Origin of the sequence: Aquipuribacter aurantiacus, from assembly GCF_051216895.1 — a bacterium.
In the GTDB taxonomy this organism is placed as follows: domain Bacteria; phylum Actinomycetota; class Actinomycetes; order Actinomycetales; family JBBAYJ01; genus Aquipuribacter.
Window position 1 is genome coordinate 264,426 of the sequence record NZ_JBPKAO010000005.1, and the last position, 14,190, is coordinate 278,615.

At 71.9% G+C, this 14,190-nt stretch carries 10 protein-coding genes; 5 read left to right on the forward strand and 5 right to left on the reverse strand.

Going from position 1 to position 14,190, the window contains the following annotated elements; genetic code table 11:
* Positions 1–15 precede the first annotated feature (15 nt).
* Positions 16–2,787 carry an NACHT domain-containing protein gene (locus ACR80Q_RS09470; RefSeq protein WP_435377356.1) on the forward strand — a complete coding sequence of 924 codons (2,772 nt, stop codon included), beginning with the start codon at positions 16–18 and terminating at the stop codon, positions 2,785–2,787.
* A 45-nt stretch (positions 2,788–2,832) separates the two neighbouring features.
* On the opposite strand, the gene ACR80Q_RS09475 is transcribed toward ACR80Q_RS09470, so the two are convergent.
* Genes ACR80Q_RS09475 through ACR80Q_RS09485 form a run of 3 tightly spaced genes read right to left on the reverse strand, consistent with a single transcriptional unit; the run spans position 2,833 to position 6,280 of the window.
* A complete protein-coding gene (locus tag ACR80Q_RS09475; RefSeq protein WP_435377357.1) occupies positions 2,833–4,074 on the reverse strand; it encodes an MFS transporter in 1,242 nt (413 codons plus the stop codon).
* Positions 4,071–5,192, reverse strand: a complete 1,122-nt coding sequence (gene serC / locus ACR80Q_RS09480) for a phosphoserine transaminase (protein WP_435377358.1) — start codon at positions 5,190–5,192, stop codon at positions 4,071–4,073. Before serC ends, ACR80Q_RS09475 begins: the two co-directional genes overlap by 4 nt.
* 11 nt (positions 5,193–5,203) lie before the next feature.
* The gene (locus ACR80Q_RS09485; protein WP_435377359.1) at positions 5,204–6,280 is read right to left on the reverse strand and encodes a citrate synthase 2; all 1,077 of its coding nucleotides are present in this window, start codon (positions 6,278–6,280) and stop codon (positions 5,204–5,206) included.
* Positions 6,281–6,337: 57 nt separating this feature from the next.
* Between ACR80Q_RS09485 and pdxH the strand changes: the two genes are divergently transcribed.
* Complete coding sequence (pdxH, locus tag ACR80Q_RS09490; protein WP_435377360.1) at positions 6,338–7,045, forward strand: pyridoxamine 5'-phosphate oxidase; 708 nt, start codon at positions 6,338–6,340, stop codon at positions 7,043–7,045.
* A 295-nt stretch (positions 7,046–7,340) separates the two neighbouring features.
* Entirely contained in the window at positions 7,341–7,844 is a 504-nt protein-coding gene (locus tag ACR80Q_RS09495; protein WP_435377361.1) for an NUDIX domain-containing protein, read from the forward strand.
* A gap of 12 nt (positions 7,845–7,856) precedes the next feature.
* On the opposite strand, the gene ACR80Q_RS09500 is transcribed toward ACR80Q_RS09495, so the two are convergent.
* A complete protein-coding gene (locus ACR80Q_RS09500; RefSeq protein ID WP_435377362.1) occupies positions 7,857–9,884 on the reverse strand; it encodes a putative bifunctional diguanylate cyclase/phosphodiesterase in 2,028 nt (675 codons plus the stop codon).
* A gap of 99 nt (positions 9,885–9,983) precedes the next feature.
* Positions 9,984–11,414, reverse strand: a complete 1,431-nt coding sequence (locus tag ACR80Q_RS09505) for a cryptochrome/photolyase family protein (protein ID WP_435377363.1) — start codon at positions 11,412–11,414, stop codon at positions 9,984–9,986.
* Positions 11,415–11,745: 331 nt separating this feature from the next.
* Between ACR80Q_RS09505 and ACR80Q_RS09510 the strand changes: the two genes are divergently transcribed.
* Both ACR80Q_RS09510 and ACR80Q_RS09515 read left to right on the forward strand, forming a co-directional pair.
* Positions 11,746–12,243, forward strand: a complete 498-nt coding sequence (locus ACR80Q_RS09510; RefSeq protein ID WP_435377364.1) for an HNH endonuclease — start codon at positions 11,746–11,748, stop codon at positions 12,241–12,243.
* A 37-nt stretch (positions 12,244–12,280) separates the two neighbouring features.
* On the forward strand, positions 12,281–14,137 hold the full coding sequence (locus ACR80Q_RS09515; RefSeq protein WP_435377365.1) for a gamma-glutamyltransferase family protein: 1,857 nt from the start codon (positions 12,281–12,283) through the stop codon (positions 14,135–14,137).
* Positions 14,138–14,190: the final 53 nt, after the last annotated feature.

Sequence of the window (14,190 nt, forward strand, 5' to 3'; positions counted from 1 at the left end):
AAATTGCAGGCGGACGTGTTGCTGGCGGATGAGCTCTTGCTTTCAGGCCCACAACAGGCTGAGCTCGCAACGGTGCTCGCTACAAGCGAGTTCACGTCGCTTGCGGGGTCATACGCGATTGCTAGGGCGCTCATTGGGCCTGCCGAACAGATGGAATCGGAAGCAAACTTACGGAATCTTGCGCGCTTGGCTTTTCGTCAGATATCTGTACGCGCGGTGGGGCAGGTCGAATGGATAGAGTCCAGCGACCTGGTGTGGATGGAACTCATTGAGCCCTCCTTCGCTTGGGTAACGCCTGGGCAACTGTTACGGGCGTTGACCGCTCAGCAGCAGACCGCCATCGACAAAACCCTTGCAAGTGGAGAGCAGAGTGGCCTCCCGCGGTTTGTTCGACAGTCGTTGACTGCTCTGGGTAACGCGCAATCACTGCGTGCTTTGTGTGCGCTAAGTCACGACATTTGCGCGGCCGTGCCCCACACTTTCGGCACGCTGAAACTGCGCCACATCTCGGGCGATAGGAGGCCGGCCGGTCTGGAGGAGAGCGCATCAGAGTTATATATCGAACGGCTCTTGCATCCTCTCGCGGGACATGCTTTAGCCTCCTCCCGTGAAAACGGTGACCTCGATTATGCGGATCTGACAGCGCAGTCTTTTCCGGCCCTGAGAGCTGTCGTCGTCGGCGATCCTGGCGTTGGCAAGTCGACTCTTGTCGAGAGGACAGCGACTCAGTTGGCTAGTGATGGACGGTACGCGCCACTAGTCCTCCGGTGTCGTGACCTGAATGGTTCGGCTGATCAGAGTTTGATGGAGTCCATGAGCGACTCACTTCGAAAAGACTTGGCAGTAACCGATGCCTCGGTGGAGTCCGTTGAGCATCTGTGCGCCCTTGGCAAGGCGTTTGTTATCTTCGATGGTCTTGATGAGATTACAACATCCCTCGAGCGGCAGGAGACCGCAACACGCATTCGTCTCTTCTGTTCAACCTACCCAACGACACCCGTTATGGTCACGGCGCGCAAGATCGGCTACTCAGCCGACTGGTTAGATCACCGCTCGTTCGCGAAACTTGGCCTGGAAGAGTTCTCGGAGGCGCAAGTCGCGGAGTACGCAAACACCTGGTTTCGCCGCGTCGCAGGTCGTGTTGAGTTGGCCGCGCCCTTCCTGTCCGAAGTGACGTCGCTCGGCGAAATTAAGAACAATCCCCTGATTCTATCGCTCATCTGCTCGGTCTACGTTGACCAGGGTTACATTCCTAGAAATCGACGCGAGATCTACCGTGAGTGCTCGCTTCTCCTGATGCGCAAGTGGGATTCTCAGCGACAAATTCACGTACCCTTCGACCATCTTGAGTACGGCATGAAGATCATGCGGGATCTTGGCGACTTCTTCTCGAAGAACGCGAAGAACAGAGGTGTCGAGGAACGGCAGTTGCGCAGTCTCCTGACTACGTTCTTTACTCAGACTGCAGGCGTGGATCACGACGTAGCGGCAGACCGGGCGCAGGATTTCCTAGATTACTGCGCTGATCGGACGTGGCTCTTGTCCCGAGTCGGAACCAATCAAGCCGGGGACCGACTGTTCGGCTTCACTCACCAGACGTTCCGAGAGTATTTTGAAGCAGAGGCGTTAGTCCGGCGCCAGAAGGATCCTGAGAAGGTTGCGCTGCACCTATACGAGACGTACCGGCAGAATCCGAGTTCGGTGATGCCGGAGTTGATCATGCAAGCCTTCGATGAGGTAAACGAGGGAGAGCTTGGCGCGCTGCCACGAAGGCTGCTTCGCTTGCAGGGTGTGAACTTGAGCCCTATACGCCTTGAGGGCTATGCGCTTCTATTGAGGTTGATCAACTCTTCCCCAGTAGGTGCTTCGGTGATGGACGAGGTATTGAATGCCTACCTCAGTGGGCAGACTAAGCGAACCAGTGCAGAGGCGACGGCCTTCTTCGATCTATACCGCGACCCTCGCGGGCGCGCGCTCCGGGCGGCTGACGCCCAACCTAAGTCCGTAATGAGAGAATTGAGTCGTGAATACGCCTCCCTGGTCTTGACTGGTCGACGCCCGCAGGTCGAAGACCCGTGGTACGGCCCATTAGGCAGACAGTACGACTCCTCCGGTCCCGCTCCGATTCTGTGGAAGCACCTTGAACTCGACATCGGGGCCCTTTCGGTAGATTCTCTGCGTTCTGGTCCTCGCGCCGCCGTGGACCGGGCGCTGACCTCTCTGCTCATCTCCGAGGACGTTTGGGGCAATTCCTACTCGATCTTGATGCGCTGTCTTAGCCGCCTCGCGTCGCCAATCAACAAGCAGGAACATGATGAATCCCTGTTGGCTGAACTACTTGAGGTTGGCGTTCAGACCTATAGGCTGCCCGAACGGGCAATGTCGCAGCTGGTCGCTGAGTCCGAGGAGACTATTGCTGGTTGGGACAACCAACACATAGCGCAGTTTCGAGCAGTCTTCCTGGATCAGCAGTCGGTTCGAGATTGCGTTGTTTGGTTAGCTGCCGCCGCCTACGAGACGGATCCGACGCGAATCGCGCGCACTCAGATTCTCTTCGACGCTGCCGTGGGTGGTCAGGTCTGGCGTGACGCCATACGAGTCGGAATAGAAGATGAAGCGATGATCGATGCGATACGACAAGGCAGGGACGTGGGAGACCAGTTGAAATCTCTGCTCGTGCATACTTCGCCGCGTGTTGGAACGGCCTGGCTGCGTGGCGCTACGTTCGTGAACTTCAAGACGGGGGGCGGTGTACTTCGGCAGCGGCGCAACATCGCGGCACCTTGAATTGAGCGTCGCTGCCACGAGGACGTAAGTGAGTTGCCCTTGCCCTCAGTCGTGGACCGCGCGCGAGCGCAGCACCGCCAGCCCGACGGTGACCAGGGCCAGGCCGAACGGCACGAACAGCAGGGCCAGGTGGATCCCGACGGCGTCGGCGACCACCCCGACCCCGAACGGGACCACGCCCGCGGCGAGCCCGACGCCGATCGACACCCGGGCCATGCCGCGCTCGGCCTGCCCGGCCGAGCTGCGCACGAGCCACGCGGACCCGATCGGGAAGAACGCCCCGGCCCCGGCCCCGCTCAGCGCGAGACCCAGGACCGCCAGGGTCACCCAGCTCGTCGTGGACAGCGTGGCCACCCACATCAGGGTCCAGCCGAGGGCGAGGACGACCAGGGCGACGCGCAGCAGCCGGCTGCTGGTCCAGCGCTGCGCCAGCGGCACCGCGACGAACCGGCCGATGGTCATGCCCAGCGCGAACGCCGCCACGGCCGCGCTCGCGCCGGCCGCGTCGAGCACCGTGCGTTCGCGCAGCAGCTCCGCGGACCACGTGTTGAGGCTGACCTCCATGCCGACGCCGCTCATGATCACCGCGAGGATGACCCAGACCCGCCGGGGCAGCGGGAACCGCTTGCCGTCGGAGTCGGTGGCCGAGGCCGGGACCGCCCGCAGCGGCGAGGCGTCGAGGCGGCCCTGGTGGTCCAGCTCGAGCACCCGCCGCAGCAGCAGCAGCGCGGCCAGGGCGACCAGCAGCATGGCCAGCAGGGCGGGGCGCCAGGTCAGACCCAGCGCGACGCTGGCCCCGATCAGCAGCGGCGCCAGGACACCCAGCCCGGAGCCCAGCCCGTTGGCCTCGCTGACCGCGGCGTTGGAGGCCCGGCCGTGGTGCTCGTCCATCACGGCCGACGACGTCGCGATCAGCATCGTGCCGCCGAAGCCGGCCGACACCATGCCCGCCAGCGTCATCGTCAGGCCCCACCCGGGGAACAGCGACCCGACCGACAGCAGCACCGCCGCGAGGCTGACCAGGCCGCAGCCCAGCGCCATCGCGCCCCACCGTCGGACCCGTCGCACGACCGGCACCAGCAGGGGGGCCGAGGTCACGCTGCCGATGGACAGGAACGTGGCGTGCAGGCCGACCAGGGTCTTGGACAACCCCATGTCCAGACCGATCAGCGGCAGGATCGGCCCGGACGCGAACACGAACCAGCCCCACGTGATGACCGCGCTGTAGGCCGCGGCGGTGATGGCCGAGCGGCGCAGCGGTGGAGCCAGGGGGGTACCGGCGCTCACGCCGTCAGCCGCTCGACGACGTGGTCCACGCAGGCCAGCAGCGCGCGCACGTCGTCGGGCTCGACCGAGGGGAACGTGCCCACGCGGAGCTGGTTGCGGCCGAGCTTGCGGTAGGGGTCGACGTCGACGACGCCGTTGGCCCGCAGCACCCGGGCGACCTCCGCCGCGTCGACGCCCACCAGGTCCACCGTCACCACGACCGGGCTGCGCAGCGCGGGGTCGGAGACGAACGGCGTCGCGAAGTCACGCTGCTCGGCCCAGTCGTAGACCAGCCCGGAGGACTCCAGGCACCGGGCGGCGGACCAGGCGAGCCCGCCCTGGCCCAGCAGCCAGTCCAGCTGCTCGGCCATCAGCAGCAGCGTCGTCAGCGCCGGGGTGTTGACGGTCTCGTCCTTGCGGGACGCGGCGATCGCGGCGGGCAGCGACAGGAAGTCCGGCACCCAGCGGTCGGAGGACCGGAGCGCCTCGGTGCGGGCCACCGCGGCCGGGGACAGCACCGCCAGCCACAGCCCGCCGTCGGAGCCGAACGCCTTCTGCGGGGCGAAGTAGTAGGCGTCGGTCTGCGACACGTCCACCGCCACCCCGCCGGCCGCGGACGTCGCGTCGACCAGCAGCAGGGCCTCCGGGTCCGCGCCCGCGACCCGCTGCACGGGCGCCAGCACCCCGGTGGACGTCTCGTTGTGCGGCCAGGCGTAGGTGTCGACGCCGGCCACGGCGTACGGCGTGCCCATCGACCCCGGCTCGGCCAGGACGTCGTCGGACTCGGCCACGAACGGGGCGCGGGCGGTGCAGGCGGCGAACTTGGCCGCGAACTCCCCGTGCACCAGGTGCTGCACGCGGGAGCCCACCAACCACCCGGTGGCGACGTCCCAGAACGCGGAGGACCCGCCGTTGCCGAGGACGACCTCGTAGCCGTCGGGCACGCCCAGCAGCTCCGCGACCCCGTGCCGGACCCGGCGGACCAGGGCCCGGACGGGTTCCTGCCGGTGGGAGGTGCCCAGCAGACCGGACCCCGCCGCGGCCAGGGCGTCGAGCTGGGCGGCGCGGATGCGGCTCGGGCCGGAGCCGAACCGACCGTCGGTCGGGAGCAGGTCGGCGGGGATCCTCACGGCCGCCATGGTCGCAGGTGTCAGAGGCTGCGAGGGCCCCTGCCCACGTAGCGTGCGGAGGGGCGGATGAGGCGCCCGGTCTGCTTCTGCTCCAGCACGTGCGCGGCCCAGCCGGCGGTGCGCGCGCACGTGAACATGGGCGTGAACATGGCCGGTGGCACCTCGGCGAAGTCGAGGACCACGGCCGCCCAGAACTCCACGTTGGTGGCGAGCACGCGGTCGGGCTTGCGGGCCTGCAGCTCGGCGAGGGCGGCCTCCTCCAGCGCGGCCGCCGCCTCGAACCGGGGCGCGCCGAGCCGCTCGGCGGTGGCGCGCAGGACCCGGGCCCGGGGGTCCTCGGCCCGGTAGACCCGGTGCCCGAAGCCCATCAGCCGCTCCCCGGCGTCCAGGGCCCCACGGACGTAGGCCAGCGCGTCGCCGCGCTGCTCGACGCCGTCCAGCATGTGCAGCACCCGGCTCGGCGCCCCGCCGTGCAGCGGCCCGCTCATCGCCCCGACGGCGGCGGCCACCGCGGCGGCGACGTCGGCCCCGGTGGAGGTGACCACGCGGGCGGTGAAGGTCGAGGCGTTCATGCCGTGCTCGGCGGCACTCACCCAGTAGGCGTCCACCGCCTCGACGTGGCGGGGGTCGGGCTCGCCGCGCCAGCGGACCATGAAGCGCTCGGCCGCGGTGCTCGCCTGCTCGACGCGCGGCACCGGCACGACGGGCTGCTCGCCGCGGGCGGACTGGGCGGTGAAGGACAGGACGGCGTCGCTGACCCGGGCCAGGTCGTCGCGGACCGTGGTGGCCTCGACGTCCAGCACGGGCTTCAGCCCCCAGGTGGCGGCCAGGGTCGGCAGGGACGCCTGAACGTCCACCCGCACGTCCCCGGTGGCCACCGGCAGCGGCAGCGGCTCGCCCGGGACCAGGCCGGGTCGCGGGGCGTCGTCCACCAGCAGGCCCCAGACCTGCTGGAACGGCACGACGCCGGCGAGCTCGGTGATGTCGACACCGCGGTACCGCAGCGCGCCGCCGTCCCGGTCGGGCTCGGCGATCGTCGTCTCGAAGGCGACGACCCCCTCGAGGCCGTGGGCGACCTGCTGGTCGGTGGTGCTCATGCGCGCTCCCCGTCGAGTCGTGCGGCTGTGCGGCCGGTGGTCCGGGTCGTGGTGCCCGTGGACACCGACGACACTACCGAGATGGCCCCCGACGAGTTCGCCGACCTCCGCCTCAGCTACGAGGCGGGCGCCCTGCACGAGGCCGACCTGGCCCCCACGCCGGCGGCCCAGTTCCGTGCCTGGTTCGACGACCTGCAGCACGTCCCCGCGGTCGTCGAGCCCAACGCCGTGGTGCTGAGCACGGTCGACGCCGACGGGGCGCCGTCGTCGCGGACGGTGCTGCTCAAGGGGCTGGCCGACGACGGCTTCCGGTTCTACACCAACCTGGGGTCGCGCAAGGGCCGCGACCTGGCGGGCAACCCGGCCGCGGCGCTGCTCTTCGGCTGGTACCCGGTGCAGCGGCAGGTCGTCGTGCGGGGCCGCGTCGCGGTGCTGGCCCGGGACGAGGTGGCCGCCTACTTCGTGAGCCGGCCCTACGGCTCCCGGATCGGGGCCTGGGCGTCGCAGCAGTCCGCGCCCGTCGACTCCAGGGAGACCGTCGAGGCCCGCGAGGCCGAGCTGCGCGAGCGCTGGCCGGACACGGGGTCCGGCGACGACGTCCCGCTGCCGGAGCACTGGGGCGGGTTCCGGCTGCAGCCCACCGAGGTCGAGTTCTGGCAGGGCCGGCCGTCGAGGTTGCACGACCGGCTCGTGTTCGTCTCGCGGGGTGGGACGGGGCGCCTGGAGGCGGCCGAGGACTGGCGTGTCGAGCGCCGCTGGCCCTGAGGGCAGGGGACAGCCCCCGGGGTGCCGGCCGACGATGCGGACCGGCGGTCGCGTGGACCAGTGGCGACACCCGGGGGCTGCGGTGGCTGACGGAGATTCGCCGGCAGTCAGGTCCTGGCGGGCCGCGTCAGCGGACAGCCACCTCACAGGTCCGAGAAGACGTCATGCTTTCGGATCACCTCCCTTCCGTGTGGCAGAACGGTAGGTCGACATCGGCGTCGACGCCAGGGGGTTTGCCGGACCGGTTCGGACGGGGCCGGCGGTCGGCGTCCGGGGCGGGTGCCAGGGTGGGCCGGTGAGCTTCCAGGACAGCCATCTCGGTCGGCTGCGGGCCGTGGTCGGCCCCGTGCCGCTGCTGGTGCCCGGCGCGCAGGTGGTGGTGGAGGACCGCTCGGGGCGGCTGCTCCTGCAGCAGCGCGTCGACGACCACGAGTGGGAGGTGCCGGCCGGCTCGTGCGAGCCGGGCCAGTCGTTCACCGCGACGGCGGTGGCCGAGCTGCAGGAGGAGACCGGTCTGCTCGCGTCCGAGGCCGACCTCGTGCCCTTCGCCTGCCTGTCCGACCCCGGCGAGCACACCCTCGTCTACCCGAACGGGGACGTCGTGCTCGCCTACGCGATGTGCTTCCTGCTGCCCGGGGTGGACGCGGCGGCCGTCCACCCCCGCCCCGACGCCGTCGAGACCCGGTCGGTCGGCTGGTACCTCCGCGAGGACCTGCCGGCGCCGCTGCGCAGCAGCACCGGGGTCGTGCTCGCCCTGCTGGAGCGGTTCCGCGCCTCGGGCGCCTTCCAGGCCCGCTGAGGCGCCGGACGCTCAGCGGGCGGGCTGCTCGCTGAGGGACCCGGCCCGCTGGGCGGGCACCCGGTCACGGGCCTCGAGCCAGTCGTCCATGGCCTCGACGCTCATCGGCCTGGCCACGAGGTAGCCCTGCACGACGTCCACCGACTCCTCGTGCAGCGCCGACAGGGTGGCGTCGTCCTCGACGCCCTCCGCCACCACCGCGAGGCCCAGGCGGTGACCGAGCTCGACGGCGCTGCGGACGATCACGGCGTCGTCGCTGGACGTGGTCATGCCCAGGGTGAACGAGCGGTCGACCTTGAGCTCGTCCACCGGCAGCTCGCGCAGGTGGGTGAGCGAGGAGTACCCGGTGCCGAAGTCGTCGATCGACAGGCCGACCCCCTGCGCCGACAGCGCGAGCATGGTCTGCAGGACCGCCGCCGGGTCGGTCATCAGCGACGACTCGGTGACCTCGATGCGCAGCGACGCCGCCGGCAGGTCGCGGCGCCGCAGCAGCGCGGCGACCCGGTCGGGGAACTCCGGGTCCAGCAGGCACCGCGGTGGCACGTTGACCGCGACCTGGAGCGGTCGACCGGCGTCGCGCCAGCGGCGCACCTGCGCCATCGCCTGGTCGAGCACCAGGTCGGTGAACGGCAGGGCCAGGCCCGTGGACTCCACGTCGGGCACGAAGTCCGCCGGCATCAGCAGGCCGCGCTCGGGGTGGTTCCAGCGGACCAGCGCCTCGGCCCCGGAGACCAGCCCGCTGCTCATGTCGAGCTTGGGCTGGTAGTGCAGCACCAGCTGCTCCTCGGTGATGGCCCGGCGCAGGTCGGACAGCAGCGCCAGGCGGGAGCGGCTGTGGTCGTCCTCGCGGGAGGAGTAGGCCAGCGCACCGCTGCCGGAGCGCTTGGCCGCGTACATCGCGACGTCCGCGCGACGGAGCAGGTCGTCCAGGCAGGGGCGGGTGGCGCCTCCCGTGCCGTCCGCCGGGGCCCGGGACCCGCGGTCGCCGGTGCCCACGGTGGCCGCCGTGTGCTGGCGCGGGTCGAACGTGGCCACGCCGACGCTGGCGTCCACGTCCAGGTCGATGCCGTCGACGACGAAGCCCTGCCGCAGCCGCTCCCGGAGCCGTTCGGCTACGTCCATGGCCTGCTCGGCCACCAGCCCGGGCAGCAGCGCCGCGAACTCGTCCCCGCCGAGGCGGGCGAGGACGTCGCCGTCGCGCAGCCCGCCGTGCAACCGGGGCCCGACCTCGCGCAGCAGGGCGTCGCCCCAGGCGTGACCGAGGGTGTCGTTGATCAGCTTGAAGCGGTCGAGGTCGACCATCAGGACCGTGAGCGGGCGGTCCTCCCGCACCGAGGAGTCGATGAGCTGCTCGGCGTGCTCGTGCAGGGCGGCCCGGTTGGGCAGACCCGTCAGCTCGTCCACCCGCGCCTGCGCCGCCAGGTCGCCGTGCAGCTGCTGCTCGACCGTGCGGGCGCCCTCGTGCAGGCGCCAGTTGACGATGGAGCCCAGGCAGGCGAAGCCGAACAGACCGGCGTGCACGCCGGCCCAGAGCCAGGGGTCCTGACGGGCGCCCTCGTGGTTGTAGACCGCGTCGCTGAACACGGTCCCGAGCACGCCGTGGTGGGCCAGGACGAACCCGACCGCGAGCCCGAACGGCCACCAGGACTCGTAGAGCGCGACGACGCCGATCATGACGAAGAAGTGGAAGTGGGCCTCGATGACGCCCCCGGACACCTGCACGACGACCGCGGAGACCACCATCAGCCCCAGGCCGGCGACCGCGGCCCGGACCTGGCGCGGCAGCCGGGGCGATGCGGCCACGCCCGTCATGACCAGGGGCACCAGCGCGGACAGCAGCACCGTCGGGTCCGGCCCGACGAGGACCAGGGCGGCCAGGGGCAGGACCGCGGCCTGGACCCCGAGGACCAGGAGCACGGAGCGGTGGCGACGACGCCAGTCCTCGGCCGGCAGCGACGTCCCGCGCGGCAGCCAGGCCAGGGCGCGCGGGGCGTCCGTGGCGGGTCCGGCGGCGTCGGCGGGGGCGTCTGTTCTGGTCACGCTGAGTGATCGGCAACGGGGTGAGGGGCCTTGACGCCCGCTCACCCGACCGGATCAGCGCGGACGCGGCCTCGCCCGAGCAGGGTCCGGGACGAGCCGTCAGCCCGTGACCTCGGACAACCGCTCGAGCGCCTCGAGGCGTTCGGCCTTGTGGTCGACGATGCGCTCGGGGTAGCCGTGGGCGTAGCCGTCCGCGGCGTCCCAGGGCTCGTGGACGGCCTTCCCGCTCAGGTGGGCGAGCTCGGGCACGTAGCGGCGGACGTACTCGCCGGTGGGGTCGAACTTCTGGCCCTGCGTGACGGGGTTGAACACCCGGAAGAACGGTGACGCGTCGGTGCCGGACCCGGCCGCCCACTGCCAGCCGTGGTTGTTGCTGGCCAGGTCGCCGTCCCGCAGCCAGCGCAGGAAGTGCCTCGCGCCGAGCTGCCACTCCATGTGCAGGTCCTTCACCAGGAAGCTGGCCACCACCATCCGGATCCGGTTGTGCATCCAGCCCTCGGCCTTCAGCTGCCGCATCCCGGCGTCCACGACCGGGAACCCGGTCCGACCCTCCTGCCAGGCGGTCAGCCGCTGCCGGCCCTGCTCGGAGGTGGGGGAGTCGTAGCGCATCGCGGCGTACTGCTCGCGGTGGTACTCCCGGGCCGTGCGGGGGTTGTGCCAGAGCACGTCGGCGTAGAACTCCCGCCACGCCAGCTCGCTGCGGTAGGTGTCCACCGAGTCCAGGGCGTCCTTGGTGAGCCGCTCGTCGCCGGCCAGCCGGGACAGGTCGGCGAGCAGGGTCCGCGGGTGGACCTCGCCGTACTTGAGGTGGGCGCTCATCGCGGACGTCCCGGCCTCGGCGGGCAGGTCGCGACGGGCGGCGTAGTCCAGCAGGTCCTCGTCGCGGAACTCCTCCCACCGGGCCAGGGCCGCGGCCTCACCCGCCTCGGGCAGCACCAGCGCGCCCAGGTCCGGCTCGTCGGGCCAGTCCCGACCCGCGACGGCCTCCCACCGGATCCCCCCTGCGGACGCGGCCGGGGCCGGCCAGCCGTTGCGCTGCCAGGCCCGGTAGAAAGGCGTGAACACCTTGTACGGCTCGCCCGAGCCGTTGAGGACGCTGCCCGGGCCGACCGCGTACGGGGTCCCGGTCCGGACCAGCTCCACGTCGTCGCCCAGGGCGCCCTCGACGGCGCGGTCGCGCCGACGGCCGTAGGGGCCGTTGTCCGCCGTCACGTGCACCGCCGTGGCGCCCGCGTCGCGCGCCACGGCGGGGACGACGTCGACCGGGTCGCCGGTGCGCAGGACCAGCCCGCCGCCGATGGCGGCGTCCAGGGCCCGCAGCGACCGCACCAGCCACGCCCGCCGCGGGTCGCCGGCGGGTCCCCACAGCGCCGGGTCCACGACGAACAGGGGCACCACGGCGGTGTCCCCCGGGCCGCCCACGCCGTCGGAGCCGCTGGCCGCGAGCAGCGCGGGGTGGTCGTCCAGGCGCAGGTCGCGCCGGAACCACATGACGGTGGGGGTGGGGTCGGAGGACGAGGTTCTGGCCACCTCGCGAACCTACGACCGCGCCACCTCACCCGCGAGGCGGGGCGGGCGGGGCGACACGTCGCACGTCGGAGCCGTGACCACCTGCCCGGCAGCGGCCCCGGCGGGCTACGCTCGGGCCCGTGCACGGTCCGCACCGCACGGTGGTGAGGGCCCGAGGCCGAGGGCCAGTCCCCGCCGGGCCCCGCGCGGGCCTGCGCCCAGGACGCCCGACCGGTCACCGCGACGTCTTCGTCCGTCGCCATGTGCACAGCCACCCGGGCAGTCGGAGCTGCCGTGCTGTCGAGGCGTCGTCCCGTACGGGGCGGCGCCTCTGTCGTCCCAGGAGGCGCTGATGCGGACCCTCGTGCTGAACGCCGGCTACGAGCCGCTGGCGGTCGTGTCGTTCCGGCGGGCCGTCGTGCTCGTGCTGACCGGCAAGGCCACCGTGCTGGCCGCCCACGCCGAGGAGGTGGTCTCGACGTCGAGCCGCTTCATCAGACCCTCGGTCATCATCCTGCGCCGCTACATCCGGGCCCCCTACGCGACGCAGGTGCCCGTCAGCCGGCGGGGCGTGCTGCGACGGGACGGGCACCGCTGCGTGTACTGCGGCGGCGGGGCGACCACGGTCGACCACGTCATGCCCCGCAGCCGCGGCGGCGCCGACACCTGGTCCAACCTGGTGGGCTGCTGCGTGCGCTGCAACAACGTCAAGGGCAACCGGACGCCGGAGGAGATGGGCTGGAGCATGACCTCCCGGCCCTACACCCCGCGCGGGTCGGCGTGGGTGGTCAAGGGCGCCGAGCAGCGCGACCCCGCGTGGGACGCCTTCCTCAGCCCGGTCGCCGCCTGACTCGCCCCGTCCGGGCCGCCACGGCACCATCGGGCGGATGACCACGACCCGACCCGAGCTGACCGGCACCTTCGGCATGGTGGCGAGCACCCACTGGTTGGCCACCGCGGTCGGGCAGTCCGTGCTCGAGCGCGGCGGCAACGCGTTCGACGCGGCGGCGGCGACCGGGTTCGCGCTGCAGGTCGTCGAGCCGCACCTGAACGGCCCGGGCGGCGAGGTGCCGATCGTCCTCAAGCCGGCCGGGGCGCCCGTGCAGGTGCTGTGCGGGCAGGGCGTCGCGCCCGCCGCCGCGACCGTCGAGGCGTTCACCGCGCTGGGCCTGGACCACGTGCCGGGCACCGGTCTGCTGGCCGCGACCGTGCCCGGGTCGTTCGGGGCGTGGGCGCTGCTGGTGTCCCGGTGGGGGACCTGGTCCGTCGCCGACGTCCTGGCGCCCGCGATCACGCTCGCCGCCGACGGCGCCCCCGTCCTGGACCGGGTGTCCGCGACCATCGCCCGGACCGCGGCGCACCTGCGCGAGCACTGGCAGCCCTCGGCCGAGGTGTACCTGGTCGGCGACGGCCCCGACGGCGTCCCCCGGCCCGGGTCCCGGCTGCGGCTGCCGGCGCTCGCGGAGACCTACCGCCGCGTGGTGGCCGAGGCGGGCACCGGGTCGCACCCCCAGCAGTGGGAGCGCGCGCACCAGGCGTGGTACAGCGGCTTCGTCGCCGAGGCCGTCGACACGTTCTGCTCGACCACGAGCTGGGTCGACACCACCGGTCGGGCGCACCCCGGCCTGCTCCGGGGGGAGGACCTGGCCGCCTGGCGGCCGGGCGTGGAGGAGCCCGCGACGCTGGAGCACCGCGGCGTGACGGTCTGCAAGACGGGGACCTGGGGGCAGGGGCCGGTGATGCTGCAGACCCTGGGCGTGCTCGACGCGCTCGGGGTCGGTGGCGCCGCGCTGCGGGACGCCGACGGCCGCGAGGACCCCGCCTGGCTGCACGCCTGGGCCGAGGCCACCAAGCTCGCCATGGCCGACCGGGAGGCCTGGTACGGCGACTCCGCCGACGACCCGGTCCCGGTGACGGACCTGCTCGACCGGGACTACCTGGCCGCGCGGGCCACCTTGGTGGGCGACCGGGCCGACGTCGACCTGCGGCCCGGCTCGCCGGGTGGGCGCGAGCCCCGGCTGGCCGCCGTGGTCCGGGACCCCGCGTCGTCGCAGGGGGCCGCGGGGGACGGGTCCGGCGCGGTGGGGGTCGGGGAGCCCACGGTGCAGCGGGACGGCGCGACCCGGGGCGACACCGTGCACCTGGACGTGGTCGACCGCTGGGGCAACGTGGTGTCGGCCACCCCGAGCGGGGCCTGGCTGCAGTCCAGCCCCGTCGTGCCCGGGCTGGGCTTCCCGCTGGGCACCCGCGCCCAGATGTTCCGGGTGGAGGCCGGTCTGCCGGCCTCGCTGCGCCCGGGGCGGCGCCCCCGGACCACCCTGTCGCCGACGCTGGTGCTGCGCGACGGGGATCCGTGGCTGGCCCTCGGCACGCCCGGCGGGGACCAGCAGGACCAGTGGACGACGGTGTTCCTGGTGCGCGCGATCGCGGCGGCCGAGCACGGCCGCCGGGCGGGGACGGGTCCGGAGCTGCTGACGCCGTTCCAGTCCCTGCTGGACGAGCCCATGCTGCACAGCGACCACGCACCCGGCTCGTTCCACCCGCGCCTGGCCGAGCCGAACTCGCTGGTGGTGGAGGACCGGACCGCCCCGCACGTCGTGGCCGACCTGCGCGGGCGTGGTCACGCCGTGCAGGTGACCGGGGGCTGGCAGCTGGGGCGGACGTGCCTGGTGGGGGTCGAGGGCGGGTTCCTGCGGGCGGCGGCCAACGCCCGCGGTGCGCAGGGGTACGCCGCGGGACGCTGAGGAACGGCCGGGCTCAGGTGGTTGATACCTGGACGGCCTCTGCCAGACTGCGG

Excerpts from the sequence above, each read along its gene's own strand:
- serC (WP_435377358.1), bottom strand. The coding sequence starts at position 5,192 with ATGGCGGCCGTGAGGATCCCCGCCGACCTGCTCCCGACCGACGGTCGG.
- ACR80Q_RS09485 (WP_435377359.1), bottom strand. The coding sequence starts at position 6,280 with ATGAGCACCACCGACCAGCAGGTCGCCCACGGCCTCGAGGGGGTCGTC.
- ACR80Q_RS09510 (WP_435377364.1), top strand. The coding sequence starts at position 11,746 with ATGCGGACCCTCGTGCTGAACGCCGGCTACGAGCCGCTGGCGGTCGTG.
- ACR80Q_RS09515 (WP_435377365.1), top strand. The coding sequence starts at position 12,281 with ATGACCACGACCCGACCCGAGCTGACCGGCACCTTCGGCATGGTGGCG.